This is a genomic window from Aeromonas sp. CA23 (assembly GCF_002587065.1).
Taxonomy (GTDB): Bacteria; Pseudomonadota; Gammaproteobacteria; order Enterobacterales; family Aeromonadaceae; genus Aeromonas; species Aeromonas bestiarum.
Genome location: NZ_CP023818.1, coordinates 4,277,578 through 4,297,984 on the forward strand (window position 1 = coordinate 4,277,578; position 20,407 = coordinate 4,297,984).

Here is a 20,407-nt window from a genome sequence, read left to right on the forward strand (position 1 = left end):
CGTGTTGCTCTTCTTTTATGATTTGCCGTGTGCCTTGATGGCTTCAACCGCCTTGTCCGGGAAGTCGCTGAACACCCCGTCCACATCGGCCTGATAGAGGAAGATGTTGAGCAGATCGCTGAAGTCCTTGGCATAGGCCGGGATCTGCCCCTCATCCTGGCGGAAGGTATAAGGATGCACCTTGAGACCGGCGGCATGGGCCTCTTTCACCATATTGGTAAACACTGGTTTGCCCAGGGTACCCGGCTCAGTGACTATCATCGGCTTCCAGGGGCCTATCCCTTCCGCATAGCCAGCTATGGTCTTCATGGCGCCCGGCTTGAACATCCAGTCATAGTCGTAAGGGGTTGCCTTGCCCTTGGCGTCATAGACCATGGTCTCGTTCCAGTCGGTCTCGGCCATCAGCTGCACCAGTTTCAAGTCCATCCCCATGGCGGGCATCAGCTCGCTGTTGATGCGCTTGAGCTCGTCGGCATCGAAGCACTGCAGATAGACCTTGTCGTTCTTGCTGGTGTAGCCGTACTCCTTCAGCACCTTGAGCACCGCCTTGGAGATGTCCTTGCCCTCGTGGCGGAACAGCCAGGGAGCCTTGATCTCCGGGTAGATACCTATGTTCTTGCCGGTGCTCTTGTTGAGCCCCTGGATCATCTCTATCTCTTCCTGGAAGGTGTGGATCTTGAAGCTGGACTTCCACAACGGGAAGCGGGCCGGATAAACGGGCACCTGCTTGCCATCCACCAGCTGGAACGGCTCCGTCATGCGCAGGGAGCGCACCTCGGCCAGGGTAAAGTCCACCACATAGTAGCGACCGTCCGGACGGGCCCGGCCGGGGAAGCGCTCGGCCACGTCCGTGATGCCGTCGAGGAAGTGATCGTGCATCACCACCAGCTGGTCATCCCTGGTCATCACCAGATCCTGCTCCAGATAATCGGCCCCCATGCCATAGGCCAGCGCCTTGGATTCCAGGGTATGCTCGGGCAGGTAGCCTGAGGCGCCACGGTGGGCGATCACGATTTTACCTTCATCGGCAGCCAGAACGGGCAATGCGAGGGCGGCCCCCAGGCCCAGGGCGATCAGGGAGAGAGAGAGTTTTTTCATGCGCGGTGCTCTTTGTTATTGTTTATTGGGTGTAGGTTATTGTTATAACAGAGGTTTATTGCATTTTAACGACGGGCGACCAAGGGGCCGCCCGCCTCTTCATCAGCTGGCCTTGGGCAGGGCGTGCTGGTGTTGCTCCAGCCAGGCGTGCAGTTGCTGCTGCTCAGGCTGGGACAGGCGCAGCCCCAGCTTGCTGCGGCGCCACAATATATCTTCCATCGAATGGGCCCACTCGCGGCTCATCAGATAACGCACTTCCGACTCGTACAAGCCGGCGCCAAAGTGCTGGCCGCGCTCTTCGTGCAACCAGAGGCGGGCATGACTGCCATAGGCCTCGGCGATACGACGGGCGTTACGCTCATCCAGCCAGTCGAACTCGAGCAGGTAGGCACGGGCCAGCTCTGTGGTGGAGCAGTCGAACTCGCCACCGGGCAGACGGCTGCTCGCGGTCCAATCCTCACCCATCTGGCTGAACCAGGGCTTGAGCTTGTTGCAGGCGGCCTGGGCCAGCTTGCGATAGGTGGTGAGCTTGCCGCCAAACACGGACAGGAGCGGCGCGCCGTCGGATTCGCCGGAGAGCTCCAGGGTGTAGTCGCGGGTCACCGCCTGGGGGGAATCGGATTCGTCATCGCACAGCGGGCGCACGCCGGCATAGGTCCAGATGACCTCTTTGGGTGCTATCTGGCGGGTGAAGTGGGCGTTGACCACCTTGCACAGGTAGCTGATCTCGGCATCGCTGATCTTCGCTTCCCGCGGGCTGCCGTGATGCTCCACGTCCGTGGTGCCGATGAGGGAGTAGTCCTGCTGATAGGGGATGACGAAGACGATGCGGTTGTCCTCGTTTTGCAGGATATAGGCCTCTTCGCGCTCATGGATGCGCGGCACTATGATGTGGCTGCCCTTGATGAGGCGGATGCCACGGGGAGATTTCTCGTGCAGGCTCTCATCATAGAAGGTCTTGACCCAGGGGCCGGCCGCATTGACCAGACCGCGGCAGGTGACGGTGAACTGCTCGCCCCCTTCCCGCTCCAGGGTCAGGGTCCAGTGTTTGGAACCGCGCACCGCCTTGACGCAGCGGGTACGGGTCTGCACGTCGGCGCCCTTGTCGCGGGCCATCATGGCATTGAGCACCACCAGGCGAGCGTCATCGACCCAGGCATCCGAGTATTCGAAGCCCTTGTTGATGCCGCTCTTGAGACCGTCTTGCGGCAGGAAGCGCACGCCGCAGCTGCCCTTGAGCTTGTCGCGCTTGGCCAGGTTGTCATACAGGAACAGACCGGCGCGGATCATCCAGGCCGGGCGCAGGTGCGGGCGATGGGGCAGCCGAAAACGCATGGGACGGGCGATGTGGGGGGCCATGCCGAGCAACACTTCCCGCTCTGCCAGCGCCTCTTTCACCAGCCGGAATTCGTAATGTTCGAGGTAACGCAAGCCACCGTGGATCAGCTTGCTGGAGTTGGAAGAGGTGGCAGAGGCGAGATCCTGTGCCTCGAACAGGGCAACCTTCAGACCCCGACCCGCTGCATCAGCCGCAATGCCCACCCCATTGATGCCGCCGCCAACGACGACCAGATCATAATGTTCGCTCATGTTCACCTACTCTTTCTTATTTTGTGTTGCCATGACAGCAATGTTTGATTTCGCTCATATTAGAGCATGAAAAAATGATAAACGAACATTTTATGGAGAAAATGTGATCGCGATTGTTTTGGCAATGCTAAAAATGCTGCCAGTCGGTGATCAGGGCGTCAGCACCGGGCTGCCGGGCCCGAAAGCGTGCGCGAGATCGCGCTCATGCTGGGGGGCATCCAGGACGCGGAGCATCAGTAACAAGCGAAGGGGGTGCAAGCAGAGGGGAGAAAGCAGAGGGGAGAAAGCGGAAAAGAAGCGGCCGCCAGTGTGGCGGCCTGATGCCAGAGAGGGGTTAACGGCGGCTCAGCAGATGTGGCACTCGATCTGATGCTGGGACATCAGCCGCATCAGCTTCTCGGGCGGCTCCTGATCGGTGAACAGGGCGTGGATCTGGTTGAGGTTGCCCAGATTGACCATGGCATTGCGGCCAAACTTGGTGTGGTCGGCGGCCAGAAACACCTGACGGGAGTGGGCTATGATGGCCTGGGCAATCTTCACCTCGTGGTAGTCAAAATCGAGCAGAGAGCCATCGTTGTCGATGCCCGAGATGCCGATGACACCGTAGTCCATGCGGAACTGGCCGATGAAGTCGCGGGTCGCCTCCCCCACTATGCCGCCATCCCGGTTGCGGATCTCGCCACCGGCTATGATGACGGTGAAGTCATCCTTGGCGGTGAGAATGCTGGCCACGTTGAGGTTGTTGGTGACCACGCGCAGCTCGCGGTGATCGAGCAGGGCGCGGGCGATGGCTTCTGTGGTGGTGCCTATGTCGATGAAGAGCGATGAACCGTCGGGAATGTTGGCGGCCACTTCGCGGGCGATGCGCTCTTTCTCCTTGAGCTGCATCACTTTACGGGCGCTGTAGGCGGTATTGACGGTACTCGAATGCAGGGAGGCACCGCCATGATGGCGCCGGATCTTGTTCTGTTCGGCGAGATCATTCAGATCGCGGCGAATAGTCTGGGGGCTGACGTCAAAGTGGGTCACCAGATCCTCGGTCGAGACAAAGCCCTGCCGCGTCAGGACGTCCAGGATCTCCAGATGTCGTTGGGTTTGCTTCACGCTTGAACTCCGATGATGAGACGAAAAAAGGCCCCGGCAGATGCGGGGCCTTTGGCAGTTTACCTGATCCCTTTTCGGATCGATAAGGGCAGGATCACGTTTTATGCCTTATCGGCAGCCGCTTTCTTGGCCGCGACGGCAATGTTCTCGTGCTTGAGGGTCATGGCCAGCAAGATGATGGAGAGCACGCAAGACGCGGTCAGCACCATGAAGCCACCATCCCAGCCGAAGTGGTCAACCGTGTAGCCCAGCATGGCGTTGGCCGCCACGGCGCCACCCAGATAACCGAACAGCCCGGTGAAGCCTGCCGCGGTACCGGCCGCCTTCTTGGGTGCCAGCTCCAGCGCATACAGACCGATCAGCATGACGGGACCGTAGATCAGGAAGCCGATGGCCACCAGCGCCATCATGTCGATGGTCGGGTTGCCAGCCGGGTTGAACCAGTAAACCAGCACGGCCAGGGTCACCAGCACCATGAACAGGATACCGGCCGGGGCACGGCGACCCTGGAACATCTTGTCCGAGATCCAGCCGCACAGCAGGGTGCCCGGAATACCGGCCCACTCGTACAGGAAGTAAGCCCAGGAGGAGTTGTCGACGCTGAAGTCCTTGGCCTCTTTCAGGTAGGTCGGAGCCCAGTCCAGCACGCCGTAACGAATGAGGTAAACGAAGGCGTTGGCAATGGCGATGTACCACAGCAGCTTGTTGTGCAGCACGTACTTGACGAAGATCTCCTTGGCGGAAAACTCCTGCTCGTGGCTTTCGTTATAGTCCTTCGGATAGTCGTTCTTGTGCTCTTCGATGGGAGGCAGACCCACGGATTGCGGGGTGTCGCGCATCACGAAGAAGGCGATAACCGCGATGGCCGCCGCCGCCGCCGCCGGCACATAGAAGGCACTGCGCCAGTCGTTGAACCAGCCCATCCCCAGGATGAACAGCGGGCCTATCATGCCGCCGCCGACGTTGTGTGCCACGTTCCAGACCGCGACCACTTCGCCACGCTCCTTCTGTGACCACCAGTGCACCATGGTGCGACCGCAGGGCGGCCAGCCCATGCCCTGTGCCCAGCCGTTCAGGAACAACAGCACAAACATGATGCCGATGCTGGAGGTGGCCCAGTGCACTGTCCCCATCATGAACATGATGCCCGCCGACAGCAGCAGGCCGGCAGAGAGGAAGTAGCGCGCATTGGAGCGGTCAGACACGTTCCCCATCAGGAACTTGGACAGACCATAAGCGATGGAGACCCCGGACAGGGCCAGGCCCAGATCGCCGCGGGAGAATCCCTGTTCGATCAGATAAGGCATCGCCAGACTGAAGTTTTTCCGTACCAGGTAGTAACCGGCATAACCGAAGAAGATCCCGAAAAACACCTGCCAACGCATGCGTTTGTAGAAGGGATCGACCTTGTCGGCCGGGAGCCTGTCTATATGTGGTGCAGGCCTGAAGAGACTAAGCATGTTCTGCTTCCTTATTGTTGTTGTGGGCGGTTGAGGGTGCCCTGTCCATGCTGACCAACCAGAGGAGTCCTGATTCGAAAGCGAGCCTATTGTGCTCATATGTGAACATTTAATCTGTGATGGAGGCTCAAATATTGCAGTTTTATTACAAAAGAAAGTGCCAAGTGAGTAGTCACTCATCAGCCGCAATCCCTTGTATAGCAAGGCTTTCGGCTACCCACTAAGTGGTATAACCACTGTTGCAACTTGCTTTCCGTCACATTTTCTTAGCAATGAGTGGGATCTTGTCCACATTTCCTGCGGGGAGGGCGTGGTGAATGTTCGATTTAGGTTTATTTTCTCTCTCGTCCGAGAACGAGCGCAAACGAGCATAACGTTTGCGCCAGCTCAAAAAACAAGAAAAAACGTTTTCGGACGCAACAATGGGACTGAAAAAACAACAAAACGGAACATCAAACCTACTCTGGGTGGATATAAGGAATAACGGTATGAGCATACAAAGACCCAATACCCTGCTTGGCGAGTGCATTGCCGAGTTTATCGGAACCGGCCTGCTGATATTTTTCGGCGTCGGTTGTGTGGCCGCCCTGGTGCTGGCCGGTGCCAACTTCGGACAATGGGAAATCTCCATTACCTGGGGTCTGGGTGTCGCCATCGCCATCTATGTGACCGGCGGTATTTCAGGTGCCCACCTGAACCCGGCCGTGACCCTGGCGCTGATGACCTTCTGCGGGTTCGACAAGCGTAAAGTGGTGCCCTACATCATCGCTCAGGTCGCAGGCGCCTTCTGCTTCGCCGCCCTTGTCTACTTCCTCTACGGCGGCCTGTTCACCCAGTGGGAAGTGACCCACAACGTGGTGCGCGGCAGCGTCGAGAGCCTCGGTACCGCCGGCATCTTCTCTACCTACCCGAACGCCCTGCTCTCCAACATGCAAGCCTTCGCGGTCGAGCTGGTGATCACCGCCGTCCTGATGCTGGGCATCATGGCACTGGGTGACAACAACAACGGCGCCCCCAAAGGCTTCGCCGCCGCCCTGCTGATCGGTATCCTGATCGCCGTGATCGGCGCCTCCCTCGGCCCGTTAACCGGTTTTGCCATGAACCCGGCCCGTGATTTCGGCCCCAAACTGTTTGCCTTCCTGGCAGGCTGGGGTGACGTGGCCATGACAGGTGGTCGTGACAACCCCTACTTCTGGGTCCCCATCCTTGGCCCCATCGTCGGTGCCCAGCTTGGTACTGCCCTCTATGTAAAAGTGTTGGCTCCCTGCGTGCCTGGCAACCGTGTTGCCGCCACCGAGCAAGCTGCCCAAACCGCCAAAGAAGAGGCCGCCGCATAAGAGCGGCCCTCCCCAACGTGTAAAAACGTGGAAAATAAAAACGTGGAGAACATCATGTCTGCTGAAAAAAAATATGTCGTCGCTCTGGACCAGGGTACTACCTCTTCCCGCGCCATCGTGTTTGACCAGGATGCCAACATAGTCGGCACCTCCCAGCGCGAATTCACCCAGCACTACCCGAAAGCGGGCTGGGTAGAGCACGACCCCATGGAGATCTGGGCGACCCAGTCCTCCGTGTTCACCGAAGTGCTGGCCAAGACTGGCCTGCGCAGTGAAGAGATCGCCGCCATCGGCATCACCAACCAGCGTGAAACCACAGTGGTGTGGGAAAAGGCCACCGGCAAACCCATCTACAACGCCATCGTCTGGCAGTGCCGCCGCACCGCAGCCATCTGTGAAGAGCTCAAGGCCCGTGGCCTGGAAGAGTATGTGCGCGAGAACACCGGCCTGGTGCTGGATGCCTACTTCTCCGGCACCAAGGTGAAGTGGATCCTCGACAACGTCGAAGGAGCCCGCGAGAAGGCGATGAACGGCGAGCTGCTGTTCGGCACCATAGACACCTGGCTGGTATGGAAGATGACCAACGGCGAAGTGCACGTCACCGACCCGACCAACGCCTCCCGTACCATGCTCTACAACATCCGCGACCTGAAGTGGGACGAGAAGATGCTGGACGAGCTGGGCATCCCCTTGTCCATGCTGCCAGAGGTCAAACCCTCTTCCGAAGTCTACGGCTACACCACCCGTGGCGGCGGTTCCCGCATCCCCATCGCCGGCATTGCCGGTGACCAGCAGTCTGCCCTGTTCGGCCAGCTCTGCTTCGAAAAAGGGATGGCCAAGAACACCTACGGTACCGGCTGCTTCTTGCTGATGAACACGGGCACAGAGCCGGTTCGCTCCAGCAACGGCCTGCTGACCACGGTCGCCATCGGCCCGAAAGGGGAAGTGAACTACGCGCTGGAAGGGGCTGTCTTTATGGGCGGCGCCACAGTGCAGTGGCTGCGTGACGAGCTGAAACTCATCCACGATGCCCGCGATACCGACTACTTCGCCTCCAAGGTGGGTGACACCAACGGCGTCTATCTGGTACCGGCCTTCGTCGGTCTGGGCGCGCCCTACTGGGATCCGTATGCTCGCGGCACCATGGTCGGCCTGACCCGTGGCGCCAACCGCAACCACATCATTCGTGCCGCGCTGGAATCCATCGCCTACCAGAGCCGCGATGTGCTGGATGCCATGCAGCAGGACTCCGGCATCAAGCTGGCCGCCCTCAAGGTGGACGGTGGCGCGGTAGCCAACGACTTCCTGATGCAGTTCCAGTCCGACATGATGCACACCCCGGTTGTGCGTCCGACCCGCATCGAGACCACCGCCATGGGCGCCGCCTTCCTGGCCGGTCTGGCCGTCGGCTTCTGGAAGAGCTCGGACGAGCTGGAAGACAAGTTCAGCGTGGATCGCGAATTCATCCCGCAGATGAGCCACGAAGAGCGCAACAAGCTCTACCACGGCTGGCAGAAAGCGGTTGAACGCTCACGCCGCTGGGCCGAAGAGGATTAATCGGGCAACCGACATCTTTCCGAGATGAAAATACAAAGAGGCCGACAGCGATGTCGGCCTCTTCTTTATTCAGCCAGGTATCCACAGTGGTCATTCATCGCCTCTGGCGGACAGCCGGTCGGCTCCCTTTCTCTTGTCATGGATGGAGGCCGGCTCTTTCTTCCCTCCCGCTTGTCTGAGCTGCCAGAGGCTACCTCGCCCCTTCTGTTGCCAAGGGAAGACGCCAGCCTATGCAGCCTGGTTGTCATGGCTGGTCGCCAACATCCCCTCCCCTTTGGCCGGAAGAGTGTCAGCCCTTAAACGCCGCCATCATAGGGTATGGCTACCGAGCTGCTCCTTGATAAAGTCGAGCCAGACCCGCAGCCGGATGTCGCGCTGGGCATCGGAGTAGAACACCGCATTGATGGGGCGCGAGGCGCCGCTGTTGCTGCGGGCCAGCACCTCCACCAGGGCGCCGCTCGCCCGATCCGGCCCTGTCATAAAGTCAGACAGGCAGACGATCCCCTGCCCCGCCAGCGCCAGCTGACGCAAGGTCTCGCCGCTGCTGGCGCGCAGGGTCGGGGTAATAGGAAAGCGATCCCCCTGCTCGGCACTGAGCAGCGGCCAGTGGTTGAGGTGATCGGGGTGCAAAAAGCCCAGCAGCTCGTGACCCGCCAGCAGATCCGCCGGCTGGCGCGGGGTGCCGCGCTCGCTCAGGTAAGCGGGGGATGCCAGCAACCGCAGCCGTGAGTGGCCGAGCGGCAGGGCGCGCAGGGAAGAGTCGGTCAGTTCGCCGATGCGGATGGCCATGTCCACACGCCGCTCCATCAGGTTGATGAAACCCTCCGAGCTGTGCAGCTGCAGCTCGATGCCGGGATAGCGGCGGCGAAACTCGCCTATGATGGGCACCAGCCGGTGCAGGATAAAGGGGGTGGCCGCATCGACCCTCAAAATCCCCTCCGGCTGCTCCTTGCGGCTGAGCAGGTGCCCCTCAGCCTCGCTCATCTCGGTCAGAATCTTCACGGCCCGCTGATAGAACCAGCTCCCCTCCTCGGTCAGGCTGACCCGGCGGGTGGTGCGGTTGAGCAGCACGGTCGCAAGCTTCTCCTCCAGCCGCTTGATGCCGCGACTCACTACGGAGTTGTCCATGCCGAGGTTCTCCGCCGCCTGGCGAAAACTGCCCGCCTCCACCACGGCCACAAACAGGGTCAGTTCATCAGAATGGGTCTTCATTGCTGTTATCCAGACAAGAGTAATGGGCCTTTATAGGCGCAGTGGCTGTGGATTGGCAAGTGAGCTCTGGTGCCACATCTTTGTTTGCACAGATAAATAACGTGATGGCCAGCTCAAACCAGACTCGCCCATTGCCGGTACAATGCAGCCAAAACGGCATCGTATGGCGCCACAATCTGACAAGGAAGGAAACCATGACATTCGAAGAACGACTGGCAGCAGCCCATCAGGAGCTGGCCAGCAAAGGGGTATGGCACGCCAACTACAATCCTCCCCTGTTCAGACTGCTGCGCAGGCTGGGTTGCCCGGTCAAACCGCCTCACTATCAGGGCTGGCTAGCCAACGTTCTCGGGTTTGGCATCAGCATAGGGCTGTTCTGGGGTCTGTTGATGTGGTTTTTCAGCTGGCGCGGGACGGGAATCGCGCCGGCAGCGGCTCTGTATCAAACGGCCCTGTTTGTCAGTTTCTTTGGCCCCACCATGGCGAGCTGGTTCTGGTTTCGCTGCAAGCAACTGAAATTGACCCCATGGGAGCAGCTGGGCAAGGAGTAACATTTGCAGGCATGAGTGGTGGCAAAGGGACAAGTCCACCCATATGGCTCTGGACATAATGCTGCTGCACCTATAAAAAACGGTTCTTGCCTACATGGAGCTCTGATTTTGCTGGATTTTGTCGTCACCTTTGCGCTAACCCTTTTCTTCGGTGGCCTGCTGATCATCTACCGGGTTCTGCGCCATCACAACAGAAGTTGGCACACCTACAGATGCAGCAAGGATCCTGTCCCACTCATTTTTTACATTCCCATCAGCACTGGGGGCGCCAACATTCTGAAACCGTTCATCATGGCAGCCCTGTTCTAAACCGTCGATAAACGGGTCGAGGCCCACGGTTTCAAACCACAAAGAAGAGTGCAACGAATGACCAGACAGTGTTGCCCCCGCTGTGGAATGGATACAGAGCACAGCAAGCGGATAAAACAGAAGCCCTCCCCTTATCCCAAGACCCGCAGCGGCCAGTTCAGGGCGTTTCTCAACGGATTTTTCTCCGGGGTCGGCGGTCATGGCATAGCCGCACTTGAGCTGCTCGACCGCTATGTGGTGTGCCAGCAGTGCGGACTGGAGCGACTGGAAAACCACGGCGAAGAGTTCAAATAGCCTTCCGTTTTGCCAGCGCCACAATTTCAGGGAAATGATTTGATGGGGTATTGTTAACCAGGCACTCTTTAATCAGCCTCTTCTTGACACAAGATGGACACGCAGGGAGCAAAACAGCATGAAAGCCCATGAAAAACTGAACTATGTGGAGTTTGCGGCGCGGGATCTCGCGGCCACCAAGGCCTTCTTTCAGGCCGCCTTCGGCTGGCAGTTTGTCGATTATGGCCCCGACTACTGCGCCTTTGCCGATGAGGGGCTGGACGGCGGTTTCTATAAGGCGGATCTGTGCAGCAGCACGGCTCAAGGTGGCGCCCTGCTGGTGTTCTACAGTGCCGATATCGTGGCGACCCAGAGCAAGGTGGCCAGCGCCGGGGGCTCCATAGTACGACCCCTGTTCGACTTCCCCGGTGGTCGCCGTTTCCACTTCGTCGAGCCCAGCGGCAATGAATTTGCAGTCTGGTCTGAGCCCGCCAATACCTGATGGCAAGGGGGTGCCCCGGCACTCCCTGCTCCATTTGCTTCATTGACCTCCTCACCCCCACATCGCGTCTGTCCATTCATTGCTGCTCTTTCCTCAATAGTGTTTTGCGGCTGTTGCCCTATTTCCCTCCCCCTGCGGCAGGCATACTGACCTTCGTTTTTGCAAGGAGGTTCAGATGTCAGCACCCGTGATTGTGATTGCCCAACTTGAAGCCAAACCCGAATTTTCCACCCAGTTTCGGGCCGCCCTTGAGCCGCTGATAGCGGCCACCCTGCAGGAGGCCGGCTGCCTGCGTTACCAGTTGCACCAGAGCCTGGACAACCCCCATGGCTGGATGCTGCACGAAGAGTGGGAGAGCGAAGCCGCGCTCAAAGCCCACCAGCAGCAAGCTCACTTCCTCGCGTTTGTCGCCAGGGCCGATCCCTGGTTTGCCAGCAGCCATATTCGCAATTACCGCCGACTGCCGGCCTGAATATCCCGAGACTCGTTGACGATGGCGCTGCCAACTTGCAACGCCGCCACGGCCTTTGCACCGAGCCAACCCCCTTGCTCTGGGCAAGGGCCAACCACCCCATTTGAGGAAATAGATGATGAAAATGCCCGCCATGGGTCTGGGCACCTTTCGCCTGAAAGGTGAGCCCCTGCTTGCAACCCTGAATACCGGCCTGGCGCTCGGCTATCGCCATATCGATACCGCCCAGATTTACGACAACGAAAGCGAAGTGGGCGAGGTGCTGGCCAGCACTGCTGTCCCTCGCTCGAATATCTACCTCACCACCAAGGTATGGACCAGCGAGTTCGGCCCGGGCAAGCTGATCCCCAGCCTCAAGACCAGCTTGGCGAAACTGCGCACCGATTATCTGGATCTGGCGCTGATCCACTGGCCCTCCCCCAAGGATGAGGTGCCGATGGCGGTCTACCTGGAGCAGCTGGCCGAGGCCAAGGCGCAAGGCCTGACCCGGGAGATAGGGGTATCCAACTTCACTGTGGCCCAGCTCAAACAGGCCATCGAGATCCTGGGGCCGGGCGCCATCGCCCACCAGCAGGTGGAGATCCACCCATTGCTGCAAAACCGCAAGGTGGTGGAGTTCTGCCGCGAGCAGGGCATCGCCATCACCGCCTATATGCCGCTGGCCTATGGCAAGGTGCTCACCGAGCCGCTCCTGATCGAGATCGGCAAACACCACGGCGTCTCGGCGGCCCAGGTGTCGCTGGCCTGGCTGCTGGCCCAGGGCATGACGGTGATCCCGAGCTCTACCAAGCGGGAGAACCAGGCCGCCAACCTGGCCGCCCTCAAGGTCCAGCTCAGTCCCGACGAGATGGCCCAGATCGCCACTCTGGAGCGGGGTGAGCGCTGCGCCAATCCGGACTTCGCACCGGCCTGGGACTGATCCCCCTCATCCCCGGCCCTTCTCCCGCCAGGGGAGAAGGGAGAACAACAGTTCGGGACATCTCTTCGACCCCAAGCGGGAGGCACCATGCCTCCCGCTTTTTTGGGTTTTGTGCGCCACCCACGCAATTCCCCGCCCGATAAGACCCGCTCCATCGCGATGATTGCTGCTGATTAAGCAAAAGTAATTTGATGTCATCGTCATTTTTGCCAACAAAAGTCATCGGCATACTGGCGCCATTCTCCCGTCGGGAGTCCCTATCCAAGGAGTTTGTATGCCACTGGCGTTATTTGCCCTCACCCTGAGTGCCTTTGCGATCGGCACCACCGAATTTGTGATAGTGGGGCTCATTCCCACCATAGCCGAGCAACTTCATGTCTCCCTGCCCTCCGCAGGCCTCTTGGTCAGCCTCTACGCCCTCGGCGTCGCCATAGGTGCGCCGCTGTTGACCGCCCTCACCGGCAAGCTGCCGCGCAAGTGGCTGCTGGTGGGGCTGATGGCGCTGTTCACCGCCGGCAACCTGCTCGCCTGGCAGGCTCCAGGCTACGAGAGCCTGATCGTCGCCCGGGTGCTGACCGGGCTGGCCCACGGGGTCTTCTTCTCGGTGGGCTCCACCATAGCCACTGGCCTAGTGGCCAGGGAGAAGGCGGCCAGCGCCATCGCCATCATGTTCAGCGGCCTGACCGTCGCCCTGGTCACCGGCGTGCCGCTCGGCACCTGGATTGGCCAACAGTTTGGCTGGCGCGAGACCTTCCTGGTGGTGAGCCTCTTGGGCCTCATCGCCATGGTGGGCAGCCTGCTGCTGATCCCGAGCAACCTGCCCAAGGGTGCGGCCTCCAGCATTCGTGAACAACTGCTGGTGCTGACCAAGAAGCCGCTGCTGCTGGTCTACGCCAAGACAGCACTCGGCTACGGCGGCGCCTTCACGGCGTTTACCTTCCTCGCCCCCATCTTGCAACAGGTGAGTGGCTTTGGCGCCAACGCGGTGAGCCTGATCCTGCTGGTGTACGGAGTATCAGTGGCGTTCGGCAACATCTGGGGCGGCAAGCTGGCGGACAAGATGGGCCCATTGCCCGCCCTGAAGCTGATGTTTGCCGGATTGGCTGTCATCCTGCTGATGCTCACCTTCACCGCGCCCCATCCGGTGCTGGCGGTGCTGACCGTGCTGGTGTGGGGTGCCTTCGCCTTTGGCAACGTGCCTGGGTTGCAGGTACTGGTGGTCAAGCAGGCCGAGATCCATACCCCCAACGCCGTGGACGTGGCCTCCGGCCTCAACATCGCCGCCTTCAACGTCGGCATCGCCTTGGGTTCTGTCGTTGGTGGCTTTGTAGTGGAGCACCTGGGGCTGATGCACACCCCCTGGATAGGCGCGCTGATCGTGCTGCTGGCCTACGGCCTGACCCACGTCAGCGAGAAGCGCGAGGCCAGATTGGCACTGGCCTGCCCCCAGTATTGAGGGCACAGACCAGCCGCAAGCCCCTTCTCTTCTCCCAATGAAAACGAGCGGCACATGCCGCTCGTTTTTTCACGCTCTGCTATTTTTGCTTGTTGTTATGCCGCCTGCGGGCGAATGGCCCCTCGGTTCACTGCTCGCGTGAGCCAGTAGTCGAGGCTGACATAGCGACCCCCGCCGTACACCAGCAGCACCAGCAACATCACGAAGTAGGTGGCGGCAAACTCCATACCGTTGTTGAGCATCACGGGGTCTCCCAGCTCGGTGATGTAGTTGTAGCGACCGGGGAAGTTGGCGGCCAGCCACTCGATAAAACCGTTAAGACGCAAGGTGGCCTCCATGCTGCCGGTGGCGATGGCGTCCCAGCCGTGCTTCCAGTGCACCATGGCGCTGGCCACACTCATCAGGAAGATGGTGGGAATAGCCATGATGCGGGTAAAGAGGCCAAGGGCGATGCAGATGCAACCCAGCACCTCGGTACCCGCCGCCAGAAAGGCGAGCAGGGTCGGGAACGGCAGGTTGAGCCCCCCTTCCGAGGCCGGCGCGCCAAACCAGGCAACGGTACCGGCAAAGCCCACCACCTTGGAGTGGGCCCCCACATAGATGACCGGAATCAAATAGAGGCGAATGGCCAGCAGGGCCAGAAAATCGAGCCGCTTGCACTGGGCGACCGCCCGCTCGTACCACTGGATCAGGGTGTTGTTCATGGAAATTCTCCTTGGTGTTTGCTAAATGAGGGCAAGGGGGCGCCGGGCTGGCGCTCGCCAACAGGCTGCGTCAGCAGACCAAGCCGGTGAAAATGGCGCGCCCATTCGGTCAGATCAAAATCGCTGCGAACCTGTTGAACCTGTTGAACCTGTTGCTGGAACGCCGTTCGGCTAAGCCCCGGCTGCTGTTGCAACAGCTGGATCAGCGCCACATCCCATTCGCGCAACCGCTGGGTCACCACCTGATGATCCGGGCTGCGAAACAGACCATAGAAGTGGTTGCCCTGCCGGGTCGGCACCACGCCGCTGCGGCTAATGGCAAAGGGGAGCTCAAGCAGTTGCAGGGTGGGATTGAGCCAAAGTGGACTCTCCGCCGTCACCTCCTCCCACGGCACAACTTGCGGCACCACCCCTTCGTCAATCTCGACACACAGGCAGGCCCACTCATACTCCAGCAGCGCCAGCCGCTGCCTTGACCAGTTGAGGGAGCCCTCGCCGTGGCGATGCTGCACATAGCGGACAAACTCGGTGGCAATATGGTGAAACTCGGGGGCATCGGCGCCGTGGTAGGCGACAAAGCCCTCCACCAGCTGCCATCTGTCCACCGGCGCCCAGTGGCCGTGGGTGAGCGGAAACGCGCTCTCCAGCACCGACTCCACATTGGCGCGCACGCTGCGGGCATACTGGCTGGCGATGCCATCCTGCGGCAACCGCACCCGGCTCGCCAGCCAGGCGGTCTGCTGCTGCATCCGCTGTGGGGCCACTTTGGGCGCGGTGATCAGTGATAACCGCCTATCCATAGCGCACCTCCCGCACCTGACTGTCGAGCGCCTCGCAGCAGGCGCCATGCACCCGGGCCAGCTCGGCCTCCAGCTCTGCCAGAGGCGGCAGATGGTGATCCCGCTCCAGCAGCAGGGGGCGCAGACCGTGGGTCTGCACCGTATAACGGGCCAGCGCCACCACCGCCTCGCACACCGGGCGACCATGCGTGTCGAGCAAGGTGCCGTCCGCCTCTTCCAGATGGCCAGCGATATGGAAGTAGCGGATCGCACTGCCCGGCAATCCGGCGATCATCCGCTTGGGGCAGTAGCCGTGATTGCGGCTGTTCACAAAAACGTTGTTGATATCGAGCAGCAGCTCGCAACCGCTGCGCGCCACCAGCTCGGCGAGAAAATCCTCCTCCGGCATCTCGTGCTCATAGCCGTGGTAGTAGGAGATATTCTCCAGCACCAGCGGGCGGGCCAGCGCCTCCTGCACCTGCTCGATCCGCGCTGCCAGATAAGGGATGTTCTCCCACTGGCGCGGCACCGGTAAGAGCTCGTAGAGATATCCCTGCTGGTCGCGGGAAAAGCTCAGGTGCTCGCTGTAGAGCCCGATGCCGAACTCGTCCAGAAAGGTGCGGATCTGGCCAAGCAGAGTCCGATTGAGCGGCTGACAATCGCCGAGGGAGAGGCTGAGCCCGTGGGCCACCAGCGGGTAACGCTCGGCCAGCTGATGCAACTGCGCCCGCTTGGCGCCGCCGATGGCCATCCAGTTCTCCGGCGCCAGCTCGAGAAAGTCGATGCCGGGGCGTATGGGGCCGCTACAGAGCGCATCCAGATGCTCCTGACGCAGCCCGACCCCCCGACTGCGGGAGCTTATTGGCCGCATACCCCCTCCGTCATCTTGCTGCCCTTGCGCGAGGTATCGCCATCGATCCCCTGCTCTGCCACGCCGCACTTGCCGTCACGGGCACGCACCAGCCGACCCTGCGGATCGCTGTCTAAAGCCTGCTTTTCGAAGCGCTTCTCGGTGCCGCACTTGCCAGCCGCACACTTGCCGCCATGCTGTTCGCTCGGCGCCGCCTTCACCGGCGCCTCGCTCGGGGTGGCCGCCAGCGCCAACCCGGGGGTCAGGGCGATCAAGCCGGTCATGGCGATGGAGAGAGTCAGTTTGCCGGTGCTCTTGTTGTTGCTTGCATTACTCATGGTTGGACTCCTTGACGGATGAGACGGGGTAACTGGAGAGATCGCGGGCGGCCACCACCTGGCCGTGGAACTGCTGCTTGACGATGGCCATCGCCTCTTTCTTGTGATGGAGGCCGACCCCCATCCAGTGGTTCAGCACCAGCAGCCTGGGGTTTATCTCGGCGGCAATCCTGGCCACCACCGACGGTTTGGCATGGAGCGAGGCGGAAACAGGGTCGGCCGCTTCGTGGATGGCGAGCGGCATCACCAGAATGTCGGCCCCCTTGGCAAACGGCACAAAGGCCGGGTTGCTGCCGTTCTGATCCGCCGAGATGACGATGGTCCCCTCGGCACTCTCGATGCGATAGGCCAGACAGGGCACGTCACCGTGAGGGATGCCGAGCGCGGTGATGGTCAAACCATCCTGCTGATAGACAGTGTGGGGCTGCGGGCTCTGATAGGGCACATCGTGCAATGTGATGGGGAAGAGGCCATCGCTGCCATCCTTGAAGCCGCTCAGGTAGGCATAGGCGCCCTTGTCCTTGTTGAAGAGGGCATCAAAGTAGCCGCTCATGCTGGGGAAGGCCGAGCCGGCTTGCGGCCCCGCCAGATCCAGCGGATCGCTGCGCTCGAAGAAGTAGGCCCCCTTGAGCAGGGCGGGCAGGTCGGTCACATGGTCGGTGTGAAAGTGGGTGATGCCGATAAAATCGACCTCTTCGAGCTTGGCCCCCGCCTGGCCGAAGCGTAGATAAACGCCGCCACCGGCATCGATCAGGATGCGGGATTTCCCCTTCCACCAGATCACCTCGCTGGAGGAGGCACGCAGATCGTCGGAGATGGGACCGCCACTGCCGAGAACCTGCAGGGTGAAGGCTTTGTCCAGCGGGGTCAGTTGTACCGGTTCGGCATTCGCCTGGGCGGCGGCAAGCGCGCAGCCGATGGCCAGCGCCACCGCTTTCAATGTCTGTTTCATAACGGACTACCTGTCGGTTGTATGACAAGAGAGGTTGGCCGAGGCGCTGCACCTGGGTGCATCCCCCAGCCGACGGGTCAGAGGTGGGGCGGATTGTCGTCCCGTTCATCGGCTTCCCAGCGAGCTTCCAGCCAGAGCAGGTTGCACAGACCGAGCAGCAGGGCGAAACCCAGGCCCAAAATCCAGGTGAAGTACCACATAGCGGCTCCCTTGAGGTCAGTAGAGTTGATGGCTGTCGCGCTTGATGCGGGCACGGTCGAGCTTGCCACGCACCACCCGGTAGACCCAGCCGGTGTAGCCGAGGTTGATGGGCATCAGCACCAGCACTATCCCGAACATGATCGCCAGGGTCTTGTAGCTGGAGGTGCCATCCCACAGGGTCAGGCTGCTCGCCGGATCCAGCGACGAGGGCAGCACGAAGGGGAACAGGGCGATGGCCACCGAGCAGAGCATGGCGGCGCAGGTCAGGCCGCTCGCCAGCAGCGCCAGCCGCCCCTTCTCCAGCCAGGCGGCGATGCCGCTTGCCAGCGGCGCCAATGCCCCGACAAGTGGCACCAGCCACAGCAGCGGGTAGTCGAAGTAGTTGCCAAGCCAGCCGCTGGACTGGGGGATCACCCCCTTCATCAGCGGACTGATGGCCGCGTTGGGGTCAAAGGGCTGGCCCGCCAGACCGGTCAACTGATAGCCGGGCAAGTCCAGCAGATGCCAGCCGGCCAGCAGGTAGCAGAGGGTCACCAGGGGGGCCAGCAGGATGGCGAGACCACGGGCACGCAGCGCAGGAGTCCCCTCCACCTTGGCTTGCAGGAAGCTGGCACCATGCAGCAACAGCAGGCTCACCCCGGTCGCCACCACGCTGGCGAACCAACCCCAATGCCAGTCAAACGGGCCATAGTGCAGGCGCAGTGCACTGTCGAAGCGAAACGGCAGCCCCTGCATCACCAGCGCGATGGCGGCGGCGAGCACCAGGGTCGGCACCAGGCCACCGGCCACCAGGGCTCTGTCCCACCAGCGGCGCCACACCGGGTCGGCCAGCTTGCTGCGATAGTCAAAACCGACCGGACGCAGGAAGAGGCCGAACAGCAGGAACATGAAGGGTACATAGAGCGCCGAGAAGGCGGCGGCATAGACCAGCGGCCAGGCGGCGAACAGGGCGCCAGCCCCGGCGATGAGCCACACCTGGTTGCCCTCCCACACGGGCCCCACGCTGTTGATCACCAGTCGCCGGTCTTCGTCATCTTTCGACACCACCGGCAGCAGCATGGCGATGCCGAGATCGAAGCCATCCATCACGATAAAACCGACCATCATGAAGAGCACCAGCCCCCACCAGATGAGTTTCAGGGTTGCGTAGTCCATCAGGCGATCCTCGCAAGTTCAGGTTGTTCACCGCGGTAGCGGCCGGTATGAAGAATGGCGGGCCCCTGGCGGATCACGTGGCGCAGCAGGAACAGCTCCACCACCAGCAGGCAGGAGTAGATGAGGCAGATGGCGATGAGGCTGAACCAGAGCTGGCCCGGCTGCAGCAAAGAGACGGAGGCCGATACCGGCAGCACGTCGCTGATGGTCCAGGGCTGACGACCGAACTCGGCCACGAACCAGCCCGCTTCGATGGCTATCCAAGGCAGCGGAATGCTCCACAACAGCGCCTTCAACAGCCAGGGTGACCCGAGCAGCCGGTTGCGGCAGAGCTGGACAAAACCTGCCACGAACAGCCCCAGCATAAGCATCCCAAGCCCGACCATGATGCGAAAGCCCCAGAACAGCGGCGCTACCTGCGGCACCGAGTCCTCCACCGCTTTTGCTATCTCGGCCTCACCGGCCTTGGCGATGTCGCTGGCATAGGGAGTGAGCAGCAGCCCGTAGCCGAGATCCTGGCCGTGCCGATCGAACAGCGCGCGGTTTTCGGCCGAGTCGTTGCCCGCGCGGATCTGCTCGAGCGCCCCGGCCGCCACCATGCCGCTGCGGATGCGTGCCTCGTGCTGCACCTTGAGTTCCTTGATGCCGGTCACCGCCTCATCGAGAGAGCGGGTGGCGATGATCCCCATCAGATACGGGATCTTGACCGCGGCATGGGTGGTCTCGGCGCCCTGATCCGGGAAGCCGAACAGGGTGAATGACGCAGGCGCAGGTTCCGTCTCCCACTCCGCCTCGATGGCGGCGAGCTTGACCTTCTGTACCTCGCCGGTGCGGTAGCCCGACTCGTCCCCCAGCACGATGACCGAGAGGATGGCGGCCAGCCCGAAGCCGGAGGCGATGGCGAAGGATCGCAGGGCGAAGCGCACCTCCATGCGGCGCAGCAGATACCAGCTGCTCACCCCCATCACGAACAGGGAGGCGGCCACATAGCCCGCCGCCACAGTGTGCACGAACTTGACCTGGGCCACAGGGTTGAGCAGCACGGCGGCGATATCCACCAGCTCCATGCGCTGGGTCACCAGATTGAACTCGGCACCCACCGGGTTCTGCATCCAGCCGTTACCGATCAGGATCCAGAGCGCGGAGAGATTGGAGCCGAGCGCCACCAGCATGGTCACCAGCAGGTGCTGACCGCGGGAGAGCTTGTCCCAGCCGAAGAAGAAGAGCCCGACCAGGGTCGACTCGAGGAAGAAGGCCATCAACCCCTCCACCGCCAGCGGGGTGCCGAAGATGTCCCCCACATACTGGGAGTAGTAGGCCCAGTTGGTGCCGAACTGGAACTCCAGGGTAATGCCTGTGGTCACCCCCATGACGAAGTTGATGCCAAACAGCTTGCCCCAGAAGCGGGTGATGTCCTGATAGATCACCTTGCCGGTCATCACATAGGCCGACTCTGCGATCACCAGGATCCAGGACAGCCCCAGCGTGAGGGGCACAAACAGGAAGTGGAACATGGCCGTGGCGCCAAATTGCAGGCGCGACAGGCTGACCACGTCATCCAGATTGATCATGCGTCACTCTCTTTTGT

Annotated in this window: 22 protein-coding genes; 9 read left to right on the top strand and 13 right to left on the bottom strand. The window is 61.1% G+C overall.

Annotated elements, in window-relative coordinates:
- Positions 1–15: 15 nt before the first annotated feature.
- The 4 genes from glpQ to glpT form a co-directional block, all read right to left on the bottom strand.
- Positions 16–1,098 carry a glycerophosphodiester phosphodiesterase gene (glpQ, locus tag CK910_RS19670; RefSeq protein WP_098984427.1) on the bottom strand — a complete coding sequence of 361 codons (1,083 nt, stop codon included), beginning with the start codon at positions 1,096–1,098 and terminating at the stop codon, positions 16–18.
- A 102-nt stretch (positions 1,099–1,200) separates the two neighbouring features.
- The gene (glpD, locus tag CK910_RS19675) at positions 1,201–2,688 is read right to left on the bottom strand and encodes a glycerol-3-phosphate dehydrogenase (RefSeq protein ID WP_098984428.1); all 1,488 of its coding nucleotides are present in this window, start codon (positions 2,686–2,688) and stop codon (positions 1,201–1,203) included.
- Positions 2,689–3,033: 345 nt separating this feature from the next.
- Positions 3,034–3,792 (bottom strand): DeoR/GlpR family transcriptional regulator, encoded by a 759-nt coding sequence (locus CK910_RS19685; protein ID WP_005310067.1) that lies wholly within the window; start codon positions 3,790–3,792, stop codon positions 3,034–3,036.
- Between the two features lie 101 nt (positions 3,793–3,893).
- On the bottom strand, positions 3,894–5,252 hold the full coding sequence (gene glpT, locus CK910_RS19690; RefSeq protein ID WP_098984429.1) for a glycerol-3-phosphate transporter: 1,359 nt from the start codon (positions 5,250–5,252) through the stop codon (positions 3,894–3,896).
- Between the two features lie 488 nt (positions 5,253–5,740).
- On the opposite strand from glpT, the gene CK910_RS19695 reads away from it, so the two are divergent.
- Both CK910_RS19695 and glpK read left to right on the top strand, forming a co-directional pair.
- Positions 5,741–6,589 carry an MIP/aquaporin family protein gene (locus tag CK910_RS19695; RefSeq protein ID WP_043557135.1) on the top strand — a complete coding sequence of 283 codons (849 nt, stop codon included), beginning with the start codon at positions 5,741–5,743 and terminating at the stop codon, positions 6,587–6,589.
- Positions 6,590–6,643: 54 nt separating this feature from the next.
- Positions 6,644–8,146, top strand: a complete 1,503-nt coding sequence (gene glpK, locus CK910_RS19700) for a glycerol kinase GlpK (RefSeq protein ID WP_005310059.1) — start codon at positions 6,644–6,646, stop codon at positions 8,144–8,146.
- A gap of 309 nt (positions 8,147–8,455) precedes the next feature.
- On the opposite strand, the gene CK910_RS19705 is transcribed toward glpK, so the two are convergent.
- The gene (locus CK910_RS19705; protein WP_043135247.1) at positions 8,456–9,358 is read right to left on the bottom strand and encodes a LysR substrate-binding domain-containing protein; all 903 of its coding nucleotides are present in this window, start codon (positions 9,356–9,358) and stop codon (positions 8,456–8,458) included.
- 194 nt (positions 9,359–9,552) lie between these two features.
- On the opposite strand from CK910_RS19705, the gene CK910_RS19710 reads away from it, so the two are divergent.
- The 7 genes from CK910_RS19710 to CK910_RS19740 all read left to right on the top strand — a co-directional run bounded on the left by CK910_RS19710 (position 9,553) and on the right by CK910_RS19740 (position 13,840).
- Positions 9,553–9,909 (top strand): DUF6404 family protein, encoded by a 357-nt coding sequence (locus tag CK910_RS19710; RefSeq protein ID WP_098984430.1) that lies wholly within the window; start codon positions 9,553–9,555, stop codon positions 9,907–9,909.
- Positions 9,910–10,017: 108 nt separating this feature from the next.
- The gene (locus tag CK910_RS19715; protein ID WP_098984431.1) at positions 10,018–10,218 is read left to right on the top strand and encodes a hypothetical protein; all 201 of its coding nucleotides are present in this window, start codon (positions 10,018–10,020) and stop codon (positions 10,216–10,218) included.
- 57 nt (positions 10,219–10,275) lie between these two features.
- Positions 10,276–10,512, top strand: coding sequence for a hypothetical protein (locus CK910_RS19720; RefSeq protein WP_098984432.1), 237 nt, complete (start codon positions 10,276–10,278; stop codon positions 10,510–10,512).
- A 118-nt stretch (positions 10,513–10,630) separates the two neighbouring features.
- Positions 10,631–10,993 (top strand): VOC family protein, encoded by a 363-nt coding sequence (locus tag CK910_RS19725; protein WP_098984433.1) that lies wholly within the window; start codon positions 10,631–10,633, stop codon positions 10,991–10,993.
- A gap of 175 nt (positions 10,994–11,168) precedes the next feature.
- Entirely contained in the window at positions 11,169–11,465 is a 297-nt protein-coding gene (locus tag CK910_RS19730; RefSeq protein WP_098984434.1) for a putative quinol monooxygenase, read from the top strand.
- Positions 11,466–11,580: 115 nt separating this feature from the next.
- Positions 11,581–12,384, top strand: a complete 804-nt coding sequence (gene dkgB, locus CK910_RS19735) for a 2,5-didehydrogluconate reductase DkgB (RefSeq protein ID WP_098984435.1) — start codon at positions 11,581–11,583, stop codon at positions 12,382–12,384.
- Between the two features lie 274 nt (positions 12,385–12,658).
- The gene (locus tag CK910_RS19740) at positions 12,659–13,840 is read left to right on the top strand and encodes an MFS transporter (RefSeq protein ID WP_098984436.1); all 1,182 of its coding nucleotides are present in this window, start codon (positions 12,659–12,661) and stop codon (positions 13,838–13,840) included.
- 95 nt (positions 13,841–13,935) lie between these two features.
- On the opposite strand, the gene CK910_RS19745 is transcribed toward CK910_RS19740, so the two are convergent.
- The 8 genes from CK910_RS19745 to CK910_RS19780 all read right to left on the bottom strand — a co-directional run bounded on the left by CK910_RS19745 (position 13,936) and on the right by CK910_RS19780 (position 20,390).
- On the bottom strand, positions 13,936–14,544 hold the full coding sequence (locus tag CK910_RS19745) for an HvfX family Cu-binding RiPP maturation protein (protein WP_098984437.1): 609 nt from the start codon (positions 14,542–14,544) through the stop codon (positions 13,936–13,938).
- Positions 14,541–15,344 (bottom strand): HvfC family peptide modification chaperone, encoded by an 804-nt coding sequence (locus CK910_RS19750; RefSeq protein WP_098984438.1) that lies wholly within the window; start codon positions 15,342–15,344, stop codon positions 14,541–14,543. The genes CK910_RS19745 and CK910_RS19750 overlap by 4 nt, the downstream gene beginning before the upstream one ends.
- Positions 15,337–16,194: a DUF692 domain-containing protein gene (locus CK910_RS19755; RefSeq protein WP_098984439.1), complete on the bottom strand. Its 858-nt coding sequence runs from the start codon at positions 16,192–16,194 to the stop codon at positions 15,337–15,339. The genes CK910_RS19750 and CK910_RS19755 overlap by 8 nt, the downstream gene beginning before the upstream one ends.
- Positions 16,182–16,511: a hypothetical protein gene (locus tag CK910_RS19760; protein ID WP_098984440.1), complete on the bottom strand. Its 330-nt coding sequence runs from the start codon at positions 16,509–16,511 to the stop codon at positions 16,182–16,184. Before CK910_RS19760 ends, CK910_RS19755 begins: the two co-directional genes overlap by 13 nt.
- Positions 16,504–17,463, bottom strand: a complete 960-nt coding sequence (locus CK910_RS19765; protein WP_098984441.1) for an MBL fold metallo-hydrolase — start codon at positions 17,461–17,463, stop codon at positions 16,504–16,506. Before CK910_RS19765 ends, CK910_RS19760 begins: the two co-directional genes overlap by 8 nt.
- Positions 17,464–17,540: 77 nt before the next feature.
- Positions 17,541–17,663 carry a cytochrome bd-I oxidase subunit CydX gene (gene cydX, locus CK910_RS19770; protein ID WP_042865745.1) on the bottom strand — a complete coding sequence of 41 codons (123 nt, stop codon included), beginning with the start codon at positions 17,661–17,663 and terminating at the stop codon, positions 17,541–17,543.
- A gap of 16 nt (positions 17,664–17,679) precedes the next feature.
- Positions 17,680–18,819 (bottom strand): cytochrome d ubiquinol oxidase subunit II, encoded by a 1,140-nt coding sequence (gene cydB / locus CK910_RS19775; protein ID WP_098984442.1) that lies wholly within the window; start codon positions 18,817–18,819, stop codon positions 17,680–17,682.
- The gene (locus CK910_RS19780; protein ID WP_098984443.1) at positions 18,819–20,390 is read right to left on the bottom strand and encodes a cytochrome ubiquinol oxidase subunit I; all 1,572 of its coding nucleotides are present in this window, start codon (positions 20,388–20,390) and stop codon (positions 18,819–18,821) included. The genes cydB and CK910_RS19780 overlap by 1 nt, the downstream gene beginning before the upstream one ends.
- Between the last annotated feature and the right edge of the window lie 17 nt (positions 20,391–20,407).